Source organism: Haloplanus sp. CK5-1 (genome assembly GCF_037201915.1).
GTDB lineage: Archaea > Halobacteriota > Halobacteria > Halobacteriales > Haloferacaceae > Haloplanus > Haloplanus salilacus.
The window spans coordinates 2,232,685-2,252,011 of sequence record NZ_CP147505.1; the positions used below are offsets into that span (position 1 = coordinate 2,232,685).

The 19,327-nt window shown below is 65.3% G+C and carries 25 protein-coding genes; 13 read left to right on the forward strand and 12 right to left on the reverse strand.

The window, feature by feature from the left end; all coding sequences use genetic code 11:
• From nuoK to NBT81_RS11850, 10 genes are all read right to left on the reverse strand, one after another.
• The gene (nuoK, locus tag NBT81_RS11805) at positions 1-303 is read right to left on the reverse strand and encodes an NADH-quinone oxidoreductase subunit NuoK (RefSeq protein WP_338738761.1); all 303 of its coding nucleotides are present in this window, start codon (positions 301-303) and stop codon (positions 1-3) included.
• Positions 303-680 (reverse strand): proton-conducting membrane transporter, encoded by a 378-nt coding sequence (locus NBT81_RS11810; RefSeq protein WP_338738763.1) that lies wholly within the window; start codon positions 678-680, stop codon positions 303-305. The genes nuoK and NBT81_RS11810 overlap by 1 nt, the downstream gene beginning before the upstream one ends.
• Positions 677-943: an NADH-quinone oxidoreductase subunit J gene (locus tag NBT81_RS11815; protein WP_338738765.1), complete on the reverse strand. Its 267-nt coding sequence runs from the start codon at positions 941-943 to the stop codon at positions 677-679. Before NBT81_RS11815 ends, NBT81_RS11810 begins: the two co-directional genes overlap by 4 nt.
• Positions 944-1,019: 76 nt before the next feature.
• The gene (locus NBT81_RS11820) at positions 1,020-1,481 is read right to left on the reverse strand and encodes a NuoI/complex I 23 kDa subunit family protein (RefSeq protein ID WP_114586170.1); all 462 of its coding nucleotides are present in this window, start codon (positions 1,479-1,481) and stop codon (positions 1,020-1,022) included.
• Entirely contained in the window at positions 1,481-2,593 is a 1,113-nt protein-coding gene (locus tag NBT81_RS11825; protein WP_338738769.1) for a complex I subunit 1/NuoH family protein, read from the reverse strand. Before NBT81_RS11825 ends, NBT81_RS11820 begins: the two co-directional genes overlap by 1 nt.
• Positions 2,593-4,254, reverse strand: coding sequence for an NADH-quinone oxidoreductase subunit D (locus NBT81_RS11830; protein ID WP_338738771.1), 1,662 nt, complete (start codon positions 4,252-4,254; stop codon positions 2,593-2,595). The genes NBT81_RS11825 and NBT81_RS11830 overlap by 1 nt, the downstream gene beginning before the upstream one ends.
• Positions 4,251-4,958: an NADH-quinone oxidoreductase subunit B gene (locus NBT81_RS11835; protein WP_338738773.1), complete on the reverse strand. Its 708-nt coding sequence runs from the start codon at positions 4,956-4,958 to the stop codon at positions 4,251-4,253. Before NBT81_RS11835 ends, NBT81_RS11830 begins: the two co-directional genes overlap by 4 nt.
• Positions 4,955-5,368, reverse strand: a complete 414-nt coding sequence (locus NBT81_RS11840) for an NADH-quinone oxidoreductase subunit A (protein WP_338738775.1) — start codon at positions 5,366-5,368, stop codon at positions 4,955-4,957. Before NBT81_RS11840 ends, NBT81_RS11835 begins: the two co-directional genes overlap by 4 nt.
• 131 nt (positions 5,369-5,499) lie before the next feature.
• Positions 5,500-6,108: a 5-(carboxyamino)imidazole ribonucleotide mutase gene (gene purE, locus NBT81_RS11845; RefSeq protein ID WP_338738777.1), complete on the reverse strand. Its 609-nt coding sequence runs from the start codon at positions 6,106-6,108 to the stop codon at positions 5,500-5,502.
• Positions 6,105-7,268, reverse strand: coding sequence for a 5-(carboxyamino)imidazole ribonucleotide synthase (locus tag NBT81_RS11850; RefSeq protein WP_338738779.1), 1,164 nt, complete (start codon positions 7,266-7,268; stop codon positions 6,105-6,107). The genes purE and NBT81_RS11850 overlap by 4 nt, the downstream gene beginning before the upstream one ends.
• A gap of 98 nt (positions 7,269-7,366) precedes the next feature.
• On the opposite strand from NBT81_RS11850, the gene NBT81_RS11855 reads away from it, so the two are divergent.
• The gene (locus tag NBT81_RS11855; RefSeq protein WP_338738781.1) at positions 7,367-7,828 is read left to right on the forward strand and encodes a DUF3592 domain-containing protein; all 462 of its coding nucleotides are present in this window, start codon (positions 7,367-7,369) and stop codon (positions 7,826-7,828) included.
• A gap of 74 nt (positions 7,829-7,902) precedes the next feature.
• On the opposite strand, the gene purN is transcribed toward NBT81_RS11855, so the two are convergent.
• Positions 7,903-9,477 carry a phosphoribosylglycinamide formyltransferase gene (gene purN, locus NBT81_RS11860; protein WP_338738783.1) on the reverse strand — a complete coding sequence of 525 codons (1,575 nt, stop codon included), beginning with the start codon at positions 9,475-9,477 and terminating at the stop codon, positions 7,903-7,905.
• Positions 9,478-9,583: 106 nt separating this feature from the next.
• Here purN and purB point away from each other — a divergent pair, with 106 nt between their 5' ends.
• From purB to NBT81_RS11910, 11 genes are all read left to right on the forward strand, one after another.
• Entirely contained in the window at positions 9,584-10,981 is a 1,398-nt protein-coding gene (purB, locus tag NBT81_RS11865) for an adenylosuccinate lyase (RefSeq protein WP_338738785.1), read from the forward strand.
• Between the two features lie 57 nt (positions 10,982-11,038).
• Complete coding sequence (locus NBT81_RS11870) at positions 11,039-12,025, forward strand: bile acid:sodium symporter family protein (protein ID WP_338738787.1); 987 nt, start codon at positions 11,039-11,041, stop codon at positions 12,023-12,025.
• Between the two features lie 130 nt (positions 12,026-12,155).
• The gene (locus NBT81_RS11875; RefSeq protein WP_338738789.1) at positions 12,156-12,500 is read left to right on the forward strand and encodes a glutaredoxin family protein; all 345 of its coding nucleotides are present in this window, start codon (positions 12,156-12,158) and stop codon (positions 12,498-12,500) included.
• Between the two features lie 105 nt (positions 12,501-12,605).
• On the forward strand, positions 12,606-13,169 hold the full coding sequence (locus tag NBT81_RS11880; RefSeq protein WP_338738791.1) for a DUF7110 family protein: 564 nt from the start codon (positions 12,606-12,608) through the stop codon (positions 13,167-13,169).
• Positions 13,170-13,231: 62 nt separating this feature from the next.
• Positions 13,232-13,708, forward strand: a complete 477-nt coding sequence (locus tag NBT81_RS11885; protein WP_338738793.1) for a hypothetical protein — start codon at positions 13,232-13,234, stop codon at positions 13,706-13,708.
• Positions 13,701-14,189 carry a metal-dependent hydrolase gene (locus tag NBT81_RS17355; RefSeq protein ID WP_425498649.1) on the forward strand — a complete coding sequence of 163 codons (489 nt, stop codon included), beginning with the start codon at positions 13,701-13,703 and terminating at the stop codon, positions 14,187-14,189. The genes NBT81_RS11885 and NBT81_RS17355 overlap by 8 nt, the downstream gene beginning before the upstream one ends.
• A 126-nt stretch (positions 14,190-14,315) precedes the next feature.
• Complete coding sequence (locus NBT81_RS11890; protein WP_338738795.1) at positions 14,316-14,990, forward strand: hypothetical protein; 675 nt, start codon at positions 14,316-14,318, stop codon at positions 14,988-14,990.
• A gap of 25 nt (positions 14,991-15,015) precedes the next feature.
• Positions 15,016-15,198: a DUF5786 family protein gene (locus NBT81_RS11895; RefSeq protein ID WP_338738797.1), complete on the forward strand. Its 183-nt coding sequence runs from the start codon at positions 15,016-15,018 to the stop codon at positions 15,196-15,198.
• A gap of 120 nt (positions 15,199-15,318) precedes the next feature.
• Positions 15,319-16,287, forward strand: coding sequence for a phosphoadenosine phosphosulfate reductase family protein (locus NBT81_RS11900; RefSeq protein WP_338738799.1), 969 nt, complete (start codon positions 15,319-15,321; stop codon positions 16,285-16,287).
• 49 nt (positions 16,288-16,336) lie between these two features.
• Positions 16,337-17,056 (forward strand): diphthine--ammonia ligase, encoded by a 720-nt coding sequence (locus tag NBT81_RS11905; RefSeq protein ID WP_338738801.1) that lies wholly within the window; start codon positions 16,337-16,339, stop codon positions 17,054-17,056.
• A gap of 260 nt (positions 17,057-17,316) precedes the next feature.
• Positions 17,317-17,733, forward strand: coding sequence for a hypothetical protein (locus NBT81_RS11910; protein ID WP_338738803.1), 417 nt, complete (start codon positions 17,317-17,319; stop codon positions 17,731-17,733).
• A 196-nt stretch (positions 17,734-17,929) separates the two neighbouring features.
• Here NBT81_RS11910 and NBT81_RS11915 read toward each other — a convergent pair whose 3' ends face one another.
• Entirely contained in the window at positions 17,930-18,898 is a 969-nt protein-coding gene (locus tag NBT81_RS11915; protein ID WP_338738805.1) for an NDP-sugar synthase, read from the reverse strand.
• 104 nt (positions 18,899-19,002) lie between these two features.
• On the opposite strand from NBT81_RS11915, the gene NBT81_RS11920 reads away from it, so the two are divergent.
• Positions 19,003-19,284 carry a transcriptional regulator gene (locus NBT81_RS11920; protein WP_338738807.1) on the forward strand — a complete coding sequence of 94 codons (282 nt, stop codon included), beginning with the start codon at positions 19,003-19,005 and terminating at the stop codon, positions 19,282-19,284.
• The last annotated feature ends 43 nt before the right edge of the window (positions 19,285-19,327 follow it).

Genomic DNA, 19,327 nt, shown 5'->3' on the forward strand with positions numbered 1-19,327 from the left:
TTACCACCTCATCCCCTTGGCCAGCGTCACGTCCACGTCGCCGAAGTTGCGATACAGGACGAGGATGATGCCGATGCCGACCGCGACCTCCGCGGCGGCGAGCGCCATCGTGAACAGGCCGAACGTCTGGCCGGTGACGTTCCCCCAGTACGCCGAGAAGGCGACGAGGTTGATGTTGGCCGCGTTCAGCATGAGTTCGACCGACATCAGGAACAGCAGCGCGTTCGACCGTGTGAGGATCCCGAACAGGCCGATGCAGAAGACGGCCGCCGCCAGCAGCAGGTACCACTGGACCGGGACCATCAGGCGTCACCTCCCTCGTCGTCGGCGTCGCCGCCGCGAAGTCGGTCGCGAACCTGCCGGCCGCCGTCGGCCAGCAGCGCCACCGGACTCCCGTCCTCCTCGCGTTTCGCCAGGAGGAGCGAGCCGTCGAGTGCGGCGTCGAGAGCGACGGCGACGACGATGAGCGCGACGAGGAAGCCCTCGCCGGGGACCGACCCCATGTCGAGGTCGAACATCGCGTAGCCGATGCTCGCGGTGATCCCCGCGTCGGGGGCGAACCCCTGTGGGTCGCCAAAGGAGGCCCGAAGGATCGCCACCGCCATCACGACGAACAGCGCGACGGCCGCCAGTCCGGGGAGGAAGCTCCCCTCGGTGTTCAGTTCCGGTTTCGTTGTCATGCCCCGCTCACCTCCGATTCGGCTGTCGATTTCGTGAGCATCACGGCGAACGTGATGAGGATCAACACCCCGCCCACGTAGACGAGGACCTGCATGGCGGCCAGAAACTCCGCCTGCAGCATCACGTAGTGCACCGCGACGCTCAACAGGGCGCCGCCCAGCAGGAGTGCGGAGTGCCACACGTCCCTGACGAGGACGACGCCCAGGCTGCACCCCACTGTCACGAGGGCGAACAGCACGAACGCGATCGTTTCATACACCATTGCTTGAATTTGCTTGAGGTAATGTTTTGAACGTTTCGAGACGACTCAGCGCCGACGCGGCACCGAGCGTCCGACTCTACTGATAATCGATCTCCCCGTCACCCTCGCCGATCCACGCGCCACGGTCCGGGTTGCGGGATTCGAGCGGATCGATCCCTTTGTACCACGGGACGTTCTTCAACTGCTCTTTGTTGTAGACGAAGTCGTCTTTCGTGTCGGCGGTGAACTCGAAGTTCTGTGTCAGCAGGATGGCGTCCACCGGACACACCTCCTCGCAGAGTCGGCAGTAGATACACTGGCCGATGTGGAGGTTGTACTGTTCGCCGTTGCGCTGGTCGTCCTGCACGATCTGGATCGTGTCGTTCGGACAGACGTTCTCGCACTGCCGACACCAGATGCAGCGCTCCTGGCTGAACTTGTGGACGCCGCGGAACCGCGGGCTGACCTCCGGTGCGACGTCCGGGTACTCGACCGTGAACGTCTTGCCGTCCAGCGCGTGTTTCATCGTCACCGCCATGCCTTTCAGGATTCCAATCATTACGCGATCACTCCCACTATCACTGCCGTGAGCACCAGGTTGGCGAAGGAGAGCACGAGCATCCCCTTCCAGCCCATCTCGATCAACTGGTCGATACGCACGCGCGGGACCGCCGAGCGGGCCCACTGCGTGAACAGGAAGAACGCCCACATCTTGATGACCATCCAGACGAACCCGGGCAGGACCGGTCCCGCCGGGCCGCCCAGGAAGAGGACGGCGATCAGCGCGCCGCCGAGGAAGATGTGGATGAACTCACCCAAGTAGAACAGCACGAAGTAGACGCTGGAGTACTCGGTCTGGTAGCCGGCGACGATTTCGGTCGGCGCCTCGGGGATGTCGAACGGGTTCCGACCGATCTCGGCCAGGTTCGCCGCCACGAACAGGACGAACCCGAACGGGTTGACGAAGGCGTACCAGCCGGGGATCGACACCCCGGCGATCGTCACCAGCGTCTCCGACTGTGCGGCAACGATTTGACTGGTCTGGAGGGTTCCGGCGAAGAGGATCACCGACGCCGCCGTGACGACCAACGGGATCTCGTAGGCGAGGTTCTGGGCGATCGATCGCAGCGCCCCCAACAGCGAGTACTTGTTGTTCGAGGCGTAGCCGGCCATCACGAGACCGATCGACGCGATGGAGGCGGCCGCGAACGCGAAGACGATACCGGTCTCGGGGTCGGCCAACTGGAGGCCGCTCCCCAGTGGGATGACCGCGAAGCCGAGCAGCGCCGAGAACGGCAGGACGATCGGTGCGAGGTCCCACGCCGGGCGGTCGACGCCGTCGGGAACGATCAGTTCCTTCGACAGCAGGCGCACCGCGTCGGCCACGATGATGAGCAGGCCGAAGGGTCCGATCCGGTTGACTGCGATGCGGTCGGTGAACGCGGCCGTGATCTTCCGTTTGGCCCACGGTCCGGCGACCGCCGTCATGCCGAGCATGATGTTGGCGACGACGAACGCACCGATCAGGCCGCCGACGACGTCGCCGAGCGTCCCGCTCAGTCCGAGTGCCCCGGAGATGGTCTCCGGGAGCGTCGTCACCGAGCCGGCCGCGCTCGCGTTCGCGGTCCCCGTCGAGGTGGTCGTCCCCGACTGGAGGAGGACCCCGTCCATCAGCGATCCACCTCGCCGAGCACGATGTCGAGGCTTCCGAGCGACGCGATCAGGTCGGGGATATACTCACCGTTGGACATCTCCGGGAGCGTCTGGAGGTTCGAGAAGCAGGGACTCCGGATCTTGAACCGGGCCGGCTTCTCCGTCCCGTCGGCGCGCACGTAGATGCCGAGTTCGCCTTTCGCCCCCTCGACTGCGCGGTAGACCTCCGTGTCGTCGTCGGGACGGATCGTCCGCGGGACGTTCGACTGGATCGTACGCTCCTCCTCGGGCCAGTCCTCGAGGAGGTCGACACACTGCTCGATGATCTTCGCCGACTCCTCGACCTCGCGGAGACGGACGAGCAGGCGGCTGTAGTTGTCACAACCGTCCTCGGTGACGACGTCCCAGTCGAGTTCGTCGTAGTAGCCGTAGGGGTCGTCGCGGCGCAGGTCGTAGTCGATGCCCGAGCCGCGGGCGACCGGTCCCGTGGCCCCGTAACTCTTGGCGACCTCCGGGGGCAAGACACCGGTATCGACGGTGCGGACCTGCAGAATCTCGTTGGCCGAGATCATGTCGTGGTACTCCTCGAGAGCCTCGGGCAGGTCGTCAAGGAAGTCCCGGATCATCTCGAAGAAGTCCTCGCGGGGTTCGGGCAGGTCCCAGACGACCCCACCGAGCCGGAAGTAGTTGAACATCAGCCGCTGGCCCGTCAGCTCTTCGAGGATGTTCTGGACCTTCTCGCGGTCCCGGACGGAGTACATGAAGATGGCGGTGAAGTCGCCGTACACGTCGAGGGCGAAGGTGCCGACCGCGAGCATGTGGGCAGCGATGCGACAGAGTTCCGCGCCCATCGTCCGGATGACCTGTGCGTACTCGGGCACCTCGATATCGGCGAGGTCCTCCGCGACGCGGGCGTACGCCCACTCGTTGAGCAGCCCCGCCGAGATGTAGTCCCAGCGGTCCGGGTAGGGCATGATCTGGTAGCGGTAGGTGCCCTGCTGACAGATCTGCTCCTCGCAGCGGTGGAGGTAGCCGATGTCCGACTCGACGTCGACGACCTGCTCCCCGTCGAGGACGGTCTTGAGGTGGAGGACGCCGTGCGTGGCGGGGTGGTGGGGGCCGATGTTGAGGAACATCGTGTCCCCGTCGCCGGCGTGATCCTCCTGAAGCGGGTTGGCGTGTTCGCGGAGCGGGACGATCTGTGGACGGTCCTGATCGTAGTCCCGGGAGAGCGGGTGGCCCTGCCACGTCTCGGGGAGGAGGATGCGACGCAGGTCGGGGTGGTCGTCGTACTCGACGCCGACGAGGTCGTAGGCCTCGCGTTCGTGCCAGTCGGCGGTGCGGTAGACCGGTTCCGCGGACTGGCTCACCGGATCGTCGGTCGGCGTCGGGACGACGACGCTCACCTCGTCGGTCGGATCGTCGTACTTCTTGAGGTGGTAGATCGACTCGTAGCGGTCCTCGTACTCCTGTGCGGTGACACAGGAGAGATGGTCGTACCCCGCCTCGTCGCGGAGTGCGAAGAGTACGTCCTGTACCTCGTCCGGCCGGACCACGAACCCCGGCGCGTTGAGGTGGTCGTCCCGGTCGAGGACCGAGTCGCCCAGCAGCGCTTCGATGTCCTCGGCCGTCGCCGCCTCGGCGTCGACGGTGTCGGGCTGGGACTCCTCGAGACTCATGGCGAATCGCCCCAGTTGTAGCGCATGACCAGGTCGTCCTCGTCGATCTCCTCGGCGAGTTTGTCGACGACCTCGTCCTGTTCGAGGTCGCTGAACTGTTCGAGTTCGTACGGCTTGACCGTCACCGGCGAACTCTCTCCGTTCGCGATCCGTTCTTGCAGTTTGGCGACGCCGTAGACCAGCGCCTCCGGCCGGGGCGGACAGCCCGGCACGTGGATGTCGACCGGGATGACCTCCTCGGCCCCTTTGACGACGTTGTACCCCTCCTGGAACGGCCCGCCAGAGATGGTACACGACCCCATGCCGACGACGAACTTGGGTTCGGGCATCTGGTCGTAGACGCGCTTCATCCGAGGGGCAAACTTGGAGACGATGGTCCCCGGCACGATGATCACGTCGGCCTGTCGCGGCGACGCCCGCGGCACGCCGGCCCCGAACCGGTCGAGGTCGTGTTTCACCGCGTAGGTGTGCATCATTTCGATGCTACAGCAGGCGATACCGAACTGTAGCATGAACATCGAGGAGCCACGGACCCACTCCATGAACCGGTCGAACTTGGTGAGGATGAACGGCGACGAGCCGAACGCCTCCCGAAGCTTCGAGTTGAACCGGTTGTCGGTTCCCGACGCCCCGATCCGGGCGTCGCGTGTGTCGCTCCCCACTCGACTCGTGTCGGTGACGAATCGTCCTTTTTCGCTACTCATGATTGTCTCTCCGTTTTGCGGCGGGACGCGCGCGGACTCTTGACCCACTCGACCGCCCCGTTACGCCACGCCCACGCGAGGCCGACGACGAGGATGCCGATGAACACCAGCATCGGTGCGAGAACCTCCGTGAGCGTCGCGCCGTTCGCCAGCGCCGACCGATAGATCAACGTCCACGGGAAGATCAGGACGGTCTCGACGTCGAAGACGACGAACAGCAACGCGACCATGTAGTACTGGATGTTGAACTGTACGTGTGCCGTCCCCGTCGGCACCTCGCCGCTCTCGTACACGACGGTCTTTCCCTGTTCGGGAACGCTCGGCCGGAGGAGCGCCGACACCATCATCATCATGAGAGGGATGCCGACGCCCATCAGCCCGAGCGCACCGATTGCTATCCACTGATTCATACCTTGGTTCCTGTCATCCCGGCGGTTGGGAACGCACCCCCATAAGCGTTGATTTATACCCGCCGGGCGGTGAGCGCGGCCTCACGGTCCGACGCCGGACGAGACGGACTCTCGGACGGCGACGGACGCCGTTACCGATCGCGGAAGCCCTCGATCCCCAGATCGTGGAGGGTCCGCGAGACGTCGGCGACGCCAGTTCGCAGGTCGTCGTGTTCCGCCCGGAGCCGATCCACCAATTCCCCGTGCTCGCGCGCGAGGATCTGCACCGCGGACAGCGCGGCGTTGTACGACTTGCCGGCGTCGACGGCGACGATGGGTGCACCGGTCGGCATCCCGATCACCGAGTCGACCGACTTCTCCTGAACCGGGACGCCGATCACCGGGAGCGGGTAGGCGATGGAAGCGGTCATGTTGGGCAGGTCCGCGGACTTCCCGCCCGCGCCCGCGATTATCACGTCCAATCCGCGATCCGCGGCCGTCTCGCCGTACGCGTACATCAGATCCGGCGTGCGGTGGGCGGAGACGACGTAGCTCTCGAAGCTGAACCGGGCCTCGGGCGGGTCGTCGTAGTCGGTCTGCTCGGCGAACTCGAGTTCCCGGAGCGCGTCGTACGCGCCCGCCATGGTGTCGAGGTCGGAGTCCGATCCCATGATGATCCCCACCTCGGGGGTCGTCTCGGGGTCGCGGTCGTCGTCGGCCTGTGCGTGCAGGTCGTCGATGATGTCGGTCACGTCGGTCATCGGAAGGTGAGTCCGTCGCGGAGGTCGCGGGTCGATTCGAGGAGGGCGGTCGTGTCGTCGCCCTCTTCGGCCGTTGCCGTGACGTGGCCCATCTTGCGGAGTGGGCGCACGTCGTCCTTGCCGTACCAGTGGAGGTGTGCTGCCTCTCGTTCGAGGACGGCCTCGACGCCGGCGAGTTCGGCCGGACGCTGTTCGTCGACGGTCCCCAGGACGTTGGCGCTCACCGTCGGGGCGCGCAGGCGGGTCGACCCCAGGGGCCACCCCAGCACCGCGCGGGCGTGCTGTTCGAACTGTGAGGCGACCGCGCCCTCGATGCTCCAGTGCCCGGAGTTGTGGGGGCGCGGGGCGATTTCGTTGACCAGAATCTCGCCCTCTGGCGTCTCGAACAGTTCGATGCCGAAGACGCCACGCCCCGAGAGCGTGTCGAGGACGTCGCGGGCGACGGTCTGGGCACGTTCCGCCACCGCGTCGTCCGTCCGCGCGGGCACGACCGTCTCGCGGAGGATCTCCGCCTCGTGGACGTTCTCTCCGACGGGGAAGGTGCACACCTCGCCGTCGCCCTGAACGCCCATCACCGAGAGTTCGCGCTCGAAGTCGACGAACGTCTCCGCGAGCGCCGCGGGGTCGTCGGCCATCCCGATTTCGGCGAGCGCCGCCTCGGCGTCGTCGGGCGAGCGCACGGGGACGTTGCCCCGGCCGTCGTACCCCCCCATCCGGGCTTTCAGCATGACCGCACCGAACTCCTCGACTGCCGCACGGAGGTCGGCGGCCGAGTCGACCCGGTGGTAGTCGGGGACGGGGACGCCCGCCTCGGAGAGCATCTCCTTTTCGGCGTACTTGTCTTGGATCGTCCGGAGCGTCTCCGGGGTGGGGTGGACTGGCACGCCGGCGTCGTCGCTCGCGGCGGCGAGGTGGTCGGGGTCGGCGAGTTCTATCTCGTAGGTCAGCGCGTCGGTGCGCTCGGCGAGGCGACCGATCGCCTCGGGGTCGTCGAAGTCGCCGATGATCTGATCGCGAGCGACCGGCGCGGCCGGACAGTCCGGCGTCGGGTCGAGGACGACCGTTTCGACGCCCAGCGGCGCGGCCGCCTCGGCGAGCATCCGGCCGAGTTGACCGCCACCGACGACGCCGAGCGTCGGCCCGGGAACGGTTATCGTCATGGCTGGAGGTGATACCGAGTCGCGGTTAAACGTTGTCACACGGGAGCGAGCCGACGCGATGAGCAGCCTACAACAACCCGAAAGCCGGTGGTGTCGGTATGGAGATCAACGGTCCCTCCAGCCCTCTCGGAATCGCCTTGGTGATCCTCGTCGGACTCGGAGCCGTGGGGTACGGTGCGTACAGTCACACCGCACAGACCTCGGCGCTCGACTCGCCGGAGCGGGTCGACGCCACGGTGGTGTCGGCCTCCATCGAGACGTGGTCGACAAACGGCGTCTCGTACGCCCCGGACGTGACGTACAACTACACCTACGAGGGCGAGACGTACACGTCCTCGAACGTCTACCCCGGAACGCTCCCGAAGCAGTTCGACCGGCGGGGCGCGGCCGAGGAGGTACTCGCGGCCTACGAGTCGGACGAGACGGTGCGGGCGTACGTCCCACCCGACTCGCCGGAGGGGGCCTACCTCGAACGGGAGACCAACAACAAGCCGTTTCTCGTGATCGGACTCGGGGCGCTGTTCCTACTCGCCGGGGTTCGATCGGCGCTTGGCGGGTGACCGCCGATCCCGTTAGTCGTGTCTGAGATCGCGCAGGACTCGCGTTCGCTCCCCTGTAGCTTCGGGCATTCCTTTCAGTCGTGCCGGAAGCACCTGCGTCCGGTGAACGCCATCGCCATGTCGTGCTCGTCGGCGGCGGCAACGACGTCCTCGTCGTTGACGGAGCCGCCGGGCTGGATCACGGCTTCGACGCCCGCCTCGGCCGCCCGCTCGACGCCGTCGGGGAACGGGAAGAAGGCGTCGGAGGCCATGACCGTCCCCTCGGCGGACTTGCCCTCCGCGTGTTCGTCGGCCTTCATCGCTGCGAGGCGGACGGCGTCGACACGACTGACCTGTCCCATCCCGATGCCGACGGTTTCGGTGCCCGACGCGAGTAGGATCCCGTTCGACTTGACGTGTTTGAGGGTCCGCCACGCGAACAGCATCGTCTCGACTTCGTCGTCGGTCGGAGCGCGGTCGGTGACGACCTCCAGATCCTCGCGGGCCGGTGCCCAGTCGTCGCGCTCCTGGACCAGTCGGCCGCCCACGAGGGGTTTTTCGGTCGATGCGTCGCGGCGGGCGTCGAGCGCCCCCACGTCGAGCACCCGGAGGTCGTCCTTCTGGGCGAGCGCGTCGAGCGCCCCGTCGGTGTATCCCGGCGCGACGACGACTTCCTTGAACGACTCGACGATGGACTCGGCCGTCGCCGCGTCGCAGGTGCGGTTGAGTGCGACGATGCCCCCGAACGCGCTCATCGCGTCCGTGGCGAGGGCGTCGTCGTAGGCCGCGGCGAGGGTGTCGGCGGTCGCACACCCCGCCGGGTTGGTGTGTTTGATCACCGCCGCCGCGGGGTCGTCGAACTCCCGGATCAGGTCGAGGGCGGCGTCGGCGTCGTTGTAGTTGTTGTACGACAGCGCCTTCGCCCCCTCGTTCAACTGGTCGGCGTGGACCACACTCGCGCCGTCGAAGGCGTCGTCCGCGTACAGCGCGGCGTCCTGGTGGGGATTCTCGCCGTACCGGAGCGTCCGGCGGCGGTCCTCGGAGTCGGTTCGGCGGACGGGGAACGCCCCCGACTCGTCGCCCTCGACGGTGACGCCGTCCTCGGTAACGGTCACGCGGTCCTCGGCGAACCACCGCACTGCCCGGGGGTAGGCCTTGAACTCCGCCTCGTAGAGGACGCGTCGCTTCAGGGCGTCGGCGTCGTCGTCCTCGTAGACGGGCACCGCCTCCTGAGTGACGATGGGGCCGGCGTCGAGTTCCTCGGTGGCGACGTGGACGGTACAGCCCGTGGTGCGGACGCCCGCGGCGAGCGCCTGTTCGTGAGCGTTCTCCCCCCGAAAGGCCGGGAGCAGGGAGGGATGGACGTTGAGCGTCGTCGGGAGGGCGTCGAGCAGCTCCCCCGAGAGGACGCGCATGTAGCCGTCCATGCAGACCAGATCCACCTCGTAGTCCGCGAGCCGGTCGAGCAGGCGGCCCTCGTGGTCGGCCTTCGAGTCGTCACCGCGTTCGACGACCTCAGTCGGGATGCCGCGGTCGGCGGCCGAGGACAGCACTGGAGCCGTCGAGTCGTCCGTGCAGACGACCGTCACCTCGGCACCGCCGGGTTCGGCGTCCGCGAGGTGTATCAGGTTCCGTCCGCGATTGCCGGCGAGACCCGCGATTCGTACCATGGGTGAGGGAGGAACGGCCGGGAGAAAAACAGTTGCGACTCCACGTCTCGACCGGGCGATCCGGCCGTACCGGTACGCTTTTGCCCGGGCCACGGGGAGTTCGCGTATGACGGATCTGCCACGGAGCGACCCGCTCGCGGCCGTCTCGCCGCTCGACGGTCGGTACGCGGGCTACACGGAGCCGCTGGTCCCCTACGCCAGCGAATCGGCACTCATGCGGGCACGCGTCCGCGTCGAAGTCGAGTACCTGCTCGCGCTCGCGGACCTCGACGCGACGCCCGTCGCCGTCGACGACCCCGCGCCGCTCCGGGACTGCTACGAGTCGTTCGACGCCGACGACGCCCGCCTGATCAAGCGGTTGGAAACCGAGGGGGCGGCGGGGTACGACGCCACCAACCACGACGTGAAGGCTGTGGAGTACTTCCTCCGGACGAGAACGGCCGAGTCCCTCCACCCGTGGATCCACTTCGGCCTGACGAGCGAGGACGTGAACAACCTCGCTCACCGCCTGCTGATCCGGGGGGCCGTCGAGGAGGTGCTCCTCCCGGCACTCACGGACGTACGCGACGAACTGACGGCGCTCGCCCGCGAGGGTCGCGACACGCCGATGCTCGCACGCACCCACGGCCAACCGGCGACGCCCACCACCTTCGGCAAGGAGATGGCCGTCTACGCCGCGCGCCTCGGCCGCGCGATGGGGCGCGTCCGCGGGGCGTCGGCCGACCTGTCGGGCAAACTCGCCGGCGCGTCGGGGACGTACGCGGCCCACGTCGCCGCCTACCCCGAGGTGGACTGGCCGGCCTTCGCCCGCGAATTCGTCGCCGACCTCGGCCTCGAACACACGTCGCTCGCGACGCAGGTGAACCCCTGTGACGACCTCGCCGCCCTGTTCGACGCGTGCAGGGGCGTCAACGACATCCTCCTCGATCTGGATCGGGACATGTGGCTCTACGTCTCCGACCGATATCTGGGACAGGAGGCCGTCGCGGGCGAAACGGGGTCGTCGACGATGCCCCACAAGGTCAACCCCATCGACTTCGAGAACGGGGAGGGGAACCTCTCGAAGGCGAACAGCGATCTGACGTTCCTCGCGGACTACGTCACCACCTCCCGCCTCCAGCGAGACCTCTCGGACTCGACGGTCAAGCGCAACGTGGGCGCGGCGCTCGCACACTGCCTGCTCGCCTACCGCAAGACCGAGAACGGACTCGGGAAGGTCGTCCCCAACGAGACGGTGATGGCCGAAGAACTGGCGGCCACACCGGAAGTGATCGGCGAGGCCGTCCAGACCATCCTCCGGCGCGAGGGCGACACCGAGGCCTACGAGCGCGTGAAGGAACTCACGCGAGGCCACCGGGTGACCATCGAGGACTTCCGTGGGTTGTTCGACGAGTTAGACGTCGACGAGTCGGTCCGGGACGAACTCCGGGCGCTGACGCCGGCGGGCTACACGGGCGTCGCGGCCGACCTCGCCGACTCGACCGCCGACACCGAGGGCGACTGAGCGGACGGCAGGCGATTCCGAAGGACGTATTTGCCGCCTGGGTGACCGCCACCCCGCATGAGTAGTGGAGGTCGCATCTCACGGACCGCACGGATCGCGACGACGTACTTCGTCGTCTGGGTACTGCTCGCGGCGGGACTCGCGCTCCTCTACCCGTCGACGTTCGTCCCGATACTCGACTACGTCACCCCGCTTCTGGGACTCATCATGCTCGGGATGGGGCTGACCCTCCAGCCCGAGGACTTCCGGCGACTCGTCGACCGACCGGTCGACGTCGGCATCGGCGCGGTGACCCAGTGGCTCGCGATGCCGCTGGCCGCGTACGCGCTGTATCTCTCCTTCGACCTCCCCGACGCTATCGGCGTGGGCCTCATCCTCGTCGGTGCGGCACCCGGTGGGACCGCGTCGAACGTGATGACCTACCTCGGTCGGGGCGACGTCGCGCTCTCGGTCGCCATCACGACGGTGACGACGCTCGCCGCACCCGTCGTGATGCCGGCGTGGACGCTGTTCATCCTCGGCGAGGGGATCGACGTGACGTTCGCCGAGATGTTCACCAGCATCGTCCAGATCGTTATCATTCCAGTGGTGGCCGGGTTCACGCTCCGATACCTTCTCGATCGGTACGCGCCGCGTGCGGCCGAGGTCGGTCTCGACGTGTTCCCGGTCGTGAGCGTCGCCGCCATCGTCGCCATCGTCGCCGGCGTCGTCGGCGCCAACGTCGAGAACATTCTCACTGCGGGTGCGTTCGTGCTGGCGGCGGTCGTCCTGCACAACGCCCTCGGGCTGGGCATCGGCTACGGCGTCGGATCGGCGACCGGGATGACCGAGGACCGCAGGCGGACGAACGCCTTCGAGGTCGGCCTCCAGAACAGCGGCTTGGCCGTCGCCCTCGCCACGTCGCTGTTCGAACCCGCGGCCGCACTCGTCCCCGCCCTGTTCAGCGTCTGGCACAACGTCACCGGCCCGGCGCTGGCGAGTTACTTCACGTGGAGCGACTCGAAGGCGACGGCCGAGGGGACACCCGTCGCGGGCGGTGACTAGCAGTCGGTCGCTACGACATGGGAGCCGCGCGTAGGGGAGTGCGAGCAGTTGTCGCCCGTCGCGCCGGGGACGTATCCAGACGCGTCGGGTGTGCGCAACCCCTTTCAGTCGCGCCGCCGTACACGCCCCCATGACGTTCCAACCCGGGAGCGACCTCGACGCCGAAGACGTGAAGTCGCGTGTCGACGCCGCCATCGAGGAGAACGACGTCGTGCTGTTCATGAAGGGAAACCGGCTGATGCCCCAGTGTGGCTACTCCAAACGGGCGCTCGAACTCATCGACCAGTACGTCGACGACTTCGAGACGGTCGACGTGTTGCCGGCGCTGCCGGAGTTCCGGGAGGCACTCGAAGCCCACAGTGGGTGGGAGACGACGCCGCAGGCGTACGTCGAAGGGGAGTTCGTCGGCGGGAGCGACGTGCTCGCGGAACTCGACGAACGGGGCGAACTCGAGGCGACGCTTTCCGGCGAGTGACGCGTCGTCGTGTCCGCTACCCAACCCGAAGGGTAGGTCATATAAGCGTACGCACCCTATGTGTAGGTAGACGGGCGTAGTCGCGCCATTCGCCGAGTACAAACAATGTCAGGCCGCGTATATCGACTCCACTCGACACTCGAACTGCCACTCGAAGACGTACAGGACTACTTCGATGGGGACCCCGATCTCCCACCGGAGGTTGCCGACGTCACCCTCACTCGACGCAACAACACGCTCATCCTGAAGGCCGTCGCCGAGGACCAGGATCTGAGCAAGTACACGCCGACGGCCCAGTTGAAAGCCAGCGTCACCGAGACGCGGGTGTACGAGGAGGAACCGCCCCAACCCGGCGGCCCGTGGCAGGAGGAGGAGGAAGAGATCCCGTCGGAACTCGTCGAGTTCGCCTGCTTCAAGGGCGACCGCGAGACCGTCCTCCAGAACACCGCGCTCCAGTACCCGATGTTCCTCGTCCTCCGGGATATCGCACGGATGGCCGAGAAGGGGACACTGACCGCCATCGTCGAGGAGGACGACGAACTCGTCGCCACCCGCATCGTCGAGGGCGAGGACCGCCCCGCCTCGGTCGAAGTCGTCGAGAATCCCAGCCAGTCTCAGGCGGAAAAGAACGGCGTCAACTGGCGGGACAACCAGTTCATCTCGGACTGAGACGATAGAAAACTTCTATACTTCCGCAGTTTAGAAGTGAGTACTGCGCGGAGTTGGACCAGATGGCAGACAATCTCTTAGTCAGGGTGTTTGTTACTCTTCTCTTGGTGTCTTCAGCCACGGGCCTCTTGATTCACTATGATGATGCCGAGGATTCACATACAGAATATCCGACTATAGACGAGCTGAGCACGAATTATGGCGGATATGTCGGGTCAGAAATCCATTTCTGGGGGGAAGTTACGGCAGTGACCGAGAATTCATTTACTACAGAGTACTACTGGCTGTCTTTCGAAGTTGTCAATTCGGAAACGGAGGTTCGTATTGGAGATACAGTCCAAGTATATGGAACATTAGAAACAGATCAAAGAATCTCCGCTCAAAATGTGGTGCGTTCGGACCCAATGGGACGTGAGTATATGTTTGGTGTGTCGGCCATCGCTGCTACATTTACGCTCTTAGTTTTCTTCCGATACTGGGAGTTCGATCGGTTGACATTAACTTTGAGAGCACGCCCGGAAGAGGGGAAAGATGCCTGACCTCTTGACTCACATCCTTATTGCTTACGTGCTTGGAACACTCGTAAATAACAAGACGGATTTGCTAAACGGAAGGCACGTACCGGTTCTGATGATTGGCGGAGCGTTGCCCGACTTATCGAAATTGTATCTTATTGTTGAATCGGATGTGATAGAACAAGCGTTCAGTGTGCCATTTTCTTGGGGCGGTGCACATACATTTGGAGTAACTCTCCTCCTATCGTTGGCGGGAACTCAACTGTTTCACCGAAAGGAACGGTATCCGGTCTTTGTATCCCTTTCAATTGGCTTCGTATTACACTTTATTTTAGACTCGTTCGTTATCCGTGCCGACGGACAAGTTCCCCCGTATTTATTCCCAGTGAGTTGGTGGCAGTACCCTTCCGGTAATCTGTATCTGAGTTCAACATTCTGGCCGTCTCTTCTCTCCATTTTGCTCGCCACGATAGTTTTCGTTTCGACCCACACTGCCGAGTCTTGACAGAATCGTACGCGATTCAGACTAACCGAAACCCGTCTGAATCGGCTACACACCGGGTTAATCCGGATGTATCGGGATTATCGACTGGCGCTCTATTCACGGGTTCGTGTCGAACTGCCGGTCGTAATGCCTCGAACCGTGACTCCTCTCGCGATGGCCGTGTTGTTGGTAGTGACCGGTGCTGCGGTGCCGGCAGTGACGGCCCGACCGGTCGAGACGGCAACACCCGACGGGACGGACGCCCGTTCGAACGGGAGCGCGAACGGATCGGCCGGCGAACGGCTCCACGGCGCGATCGGAGCACAAGAGGCCGAGGTCGACGGCGAGATACGGACCCGTCGGTTCGGTATCCGGACGGCACGGGCCGCGAGCGACGACGCGAAGGCCGCCGTCGTCGCCGAGGAACTCGAGGGCGTCGAGCACCGACTCGACGCCCTCGAGGAGCGAAAACAGCGACTCCAGCAGGCGCGCGACGCGGGAGTCATCGGTCCGGGGCGATACCGGGCCGAGATGGCGACGATAGCGGTCGAGACCGGAACGGCACGGTCGCTCGTGAACGCCTCCGCGGCGGCCGCCGAGGGCCTCCCCACCGACGTTCGCGAACGCAGGGGACTCGACGCTACGACGATCGGAGCGGTCTCGGAACGAGCGAACGAACTCGCCGGCCTTCCGACGGTCCAACGAGGCGGAACGACCGACGGCGCGACCGACTGGACGGGGAACCGAACGGCGACTCCCCGGACCGACGGGACGTCGACCGCGGGGCACGGTCCGGCATCGCTGCGAGACCGGACAGTTTAATTCGTTCGCGCGTCGAAAGTAACGTATGGGATTTGGGAGCTACGATGAATCCGAACAGCAGAACCAGGACGTAAACGCCGACGAGGACGACAGCGAAGGGGTTAGCGTCCACGAGAACGACCACGAGGGCGAAGTCTCCTTCGAGACGGACGCTTCGACCGACGACCTCATCGACCAACTCGGCGAGATGAAAGACGACGAGGAGTAGGGCGACCGCCGATCCGTCGTTCACCACCGAGCGTGTGGCCTCCACGCCCGTTCAGGGTGGTAGTCGTCCGGTGCAGATTCACAACACATTTTACCGTCGGTAATTAGATCTAATTATACGATGAGCGAGTTCCCAGACTATCTCGACGTCGACTACACCGACGGCGAGGGCCAGACGCCCGACGACTACCCGACGCTCGAGGACAAGATCGAGAAAGCGATCGACGTCACCCGACAGGGTCTCGAACAGTACCGCAACCCCGCGGTGATGTGGACCGGCGGGAAAGACTCCACGCTCACGCTGTACTTCATCAAGGAAGTCGCCGAGAAGTACGGCTACGACACGCCGACCGCGGTGTTCATCGACCACTACCAGCACTTCGACGCCATCCACGACTTCGTCGACCACTGGGCCGACGAGTGGGACCTCGACGTGGTCTACGCCCGCAACGAGGACGTGGGCGCGTACGTCGAGGAACACGGACTGGAACCGGGCGACGACATCCCCGTCGCCGAACTCTCGGAACACAACCAGCACCACGTTCGCGAGATCCTGGAGTACGAGGAAGACACCTTCCCGTTCCTGCTCGACACCTACGTCGGCAACCACCTGCTGAAGACCGTCGCGCTCAACGACGCCCTCGAGAGCCGCGACATCGACGGCGTCATTTCGGGCGTCCGGTGGGACGAACAGGAGGCCCGTGCCGACGAGACGTTCTTCAGCCCACGACACGAACCCGACATCTACCCGCCCCACGACCGCATCCAGCCGATCCTCCAGTTCGCCGAGCGCGACGTGTGGGACGTCTTCTGGAACTACGTCGTCCCGGACACCGTGGAGGGATTCCCGGAGGACGGCTACGTCCCCCAGAGCGCCGACGACCTGCCGAACGGTCTGACGCAGGACGACATCCCGGTCAGCCCGAAGTACTTCGCCGGCTTCCGGTCGCTGGGCAGTGAAGTCAGCACCGAAAAATCCGACGAGAAACCCGCTTGGCTCCAGGACGTCGAGAACACGACCGAACGCGCCGGCCGCGCCCAAGACAAGGAGGATCTGATGGAGCGCCTCCGCGACTTGGGCTACATGTAACCGGGACAAAACCGCAGTCCCTTACCGCTCGCCCGCCGTAACGACACCGATGACCGACACCGACGGGGCGTGGGCGAGTCTCTTTTCGGGCGGCAAGGACTCCTCGTGGGCGCTGTACCGCGCCCTCGAGGACGGGTTGGACGTGACGCGGTTGGTGACTGTCCACCCCGAGGGCGACTCCTACATGTACCACGTGCCGGCGACCGAGTTGGCGGCGCTGGCCGCCGAGAGCATCGGGATCGACCTTCTGGAGGTCGACCCCGGGGACTTGGGCGCGGCGGCCGCGACCGATGCGAGCGCACAGGGCGACGCCGAACTCGAACCGCTGGAGGCCGCCATCGCCGACCTCGCTGCGGAGACGGACCTCGTGGGCGTCACCGCCGGGGCCGTCGAGAGCGAGTTCCAGACGAGTCGCATCGAGGCGATGTGTGATCGGTTGGGGATCGACCTGTTCGCGCCGCTGTGGCAGCGCGATCCGGAAGCACTCGCGGCGGAGATGCTCGACGCGGGCTTCGAGATTCGGATCGTCCAAGTCGCCGCCGCCGGCCTCGACGAGTCGTGGCTCGGTCGCCGCCTCGACGCCAACGCCCTCGACGATCTGCTGACGTTACGGGAGGAGTACGGCGTCCACCCGCTCGGCGAGGGCGGCGAGTTCGAGACGCTCGTCACCGACGCGCCCCACATGACCCGACCGCTGGAACTGGAGTGGGAGCCTGTGTGGGAGGGGCCCCGTGGCCACTGTCGGATCACGGACGCCCGGCTGGGGTGAGTGGCGTCCCGAAATCGGCGCCGTAGTGATAGATGCAGACGACGTGCTCGAACACGTAGCACACGTTCGGTCCGGACCGGATCTCGTGCTGTCGGATTCGATTCACGGGGAATCGACGGTAGCCCGGAGAGTTCCTCGGATGGGTCCGAAGGACTGACGGCGACGACGGCGTCAAAAGTATAAATATATTAATATAATGGAAAAATTTATGTTATTTGAATTCCATTTTCGAACCCCCCAGCGGGGAGGGGAACGGACAGATGACAACCGGCGAGACGACGCACCGACGTCGAACAGTGCTGAAAACGATCGGCGGAACCTCCGTCACGCTCGGCGTGGGAACCGGTGTTGCCGTCGCCAAAAAAAAGGGTAAGGGCAGAAAAGGCGGTGCTGGCTTTACCTTCACCGAGCCGACGGTCGATACGTTCACCATCACGGACGAGAGCGCCAGCAGCGATGAAACCTTCCAACGTGGATGTGGGAAGGGCGGTAAACTACAGTCGTACAGCTTCTTCCACGTCGTCGATAGTTTCGATGGAGACGGTGAGACCGACCGGCTCTATCCACATCCCAGCGACAAGCGCTTCGGCGAGGGGCAATTCGAGATAAACGACGTCTGCGAAACCGAGACTGGACGCGACAGACCCGCCTACTGGGTCAACTTCGCCCCCTACTGATCGGGAGTCGCCGCTGACCTGCGACCGATTTTTTCGGCATGTGTCGATGCGATCGGAACCAATCGTCACTACTGCACTCGCTCCGCACAGCGTCCCCGTTACTCGTGAAGGCTGCACCGAAGCCAGCCGCGGTCCTGGGTGACAAACGCCGGTCGCACCCGGGGTCCGGCAGGTCGGCGGTCGACCCCCTCGAGCACTACGTCCCGTTCGTCATCGTCGAGTGTGCGCCGATGAGTGCGTCGGCGAGGTCGAGGTTCTCGATCCGTGTATCCTCGTCGATGATCGACCCGCGGACGTCGGCGTCCCGGATGGTCGCGTTGGGGAAGACGACGGTACGTTCGAGCGTCGAGTCGACGATCTCCGCGCCGGCCATCACGTGGACGTTCCCCCGGAGCGTCGAGTTCTCGACGGTCGCGGTGTCGTCGATCCGGTCGTCGCCGTCGAGGTGCCAGGCGACTGCGTCGAGGTAACTCTCGGGGGTGCCGATGTCGAACCACGCCCCGTCGAACGTGAAGGCGTGGACCGGCCGCCGGGACTGCATCCACTGGATGAACCACCCCGGCTCGTCGGGATTCTCGCCGGCCGAGAGGTACTCTTCGAACAGCGGGAGCGTCTCCGCGGGGAACGCGTAGCAGGCGACGGAGACGAGCGTGCTCTTGGGGTCGTCGGGTTTCTCCTGGAAGTCGACGACTCGGTCGCCGTCGAGTTCGACCAGGCCGTAGGACCGTGCCCGCTCTTTCGACCCCACGTCGTAGGCGGCGAGGGACGGTGTCCCCTTCCGCTCGAAGAAGTCGACGAACTCCGCGACGTCGAAACTGATGAGATTGTCACCGGCGACGACGACGAGGTCCTCCTCGACGCCCTCGCGGTCGATGAGTTGTGCGAGTGCGCCGACGACGCCGAACTTCTCGTCTTCGGCGGTCGTCTCCTCGACGGAGAGGGTCGGTTTCTCGAACCCGCTGTCGGCGATGTAGGCCTCGAACTCGTCGGCGAAGCGCTCGTTGGTGCTGACGTACACCTCGGAGATCCGGTCGTCGGCCTCGAGGTCCTCGAAGACGGTGTCGATGACCGTCGAGTCGCCGACAGGGAGGAACATCTTCGGCCGGTGTTTGGTGACCGGCCAGAGTCGCGTCGCGTACCCTCCCGCCAAGACGATAGCCTTCATACTCCACCGGACCGACTACAGCGTCAAGTTCTTTTTGTATCCCGCCGCGTCCCACACTGGTATCGGGGGGAAGGGATTTGATCCCACCCTCACAACGGGGGCGCATGGAGTCGACGACTCGGGAACGGATCGCGGACCTACTCCGGTCGGAGGCGGCGACGCCGAGTGCCCTCTCGACGCGGGTCGGAACGGCCCGGTCGGCCGTCTACGATCACCTCCGACACGTCGCACGGTCGCTCGACGGGAGCGACGAGGAACTGCTCGTCTCGCCGCCGACCTGTCGGGAGTGTGGCTTCGACGGCTTCGACGACCCGATCAACGACCCCTCGACCTGTCCGGAGTGCCGGAGCGAGAGCGTCGCGGAACCCGCCTTCCGGATCGACTAGTCGTTCAGGTGGCAGGCGCTCTCCCGGAGCGGTCCGAAGGTTC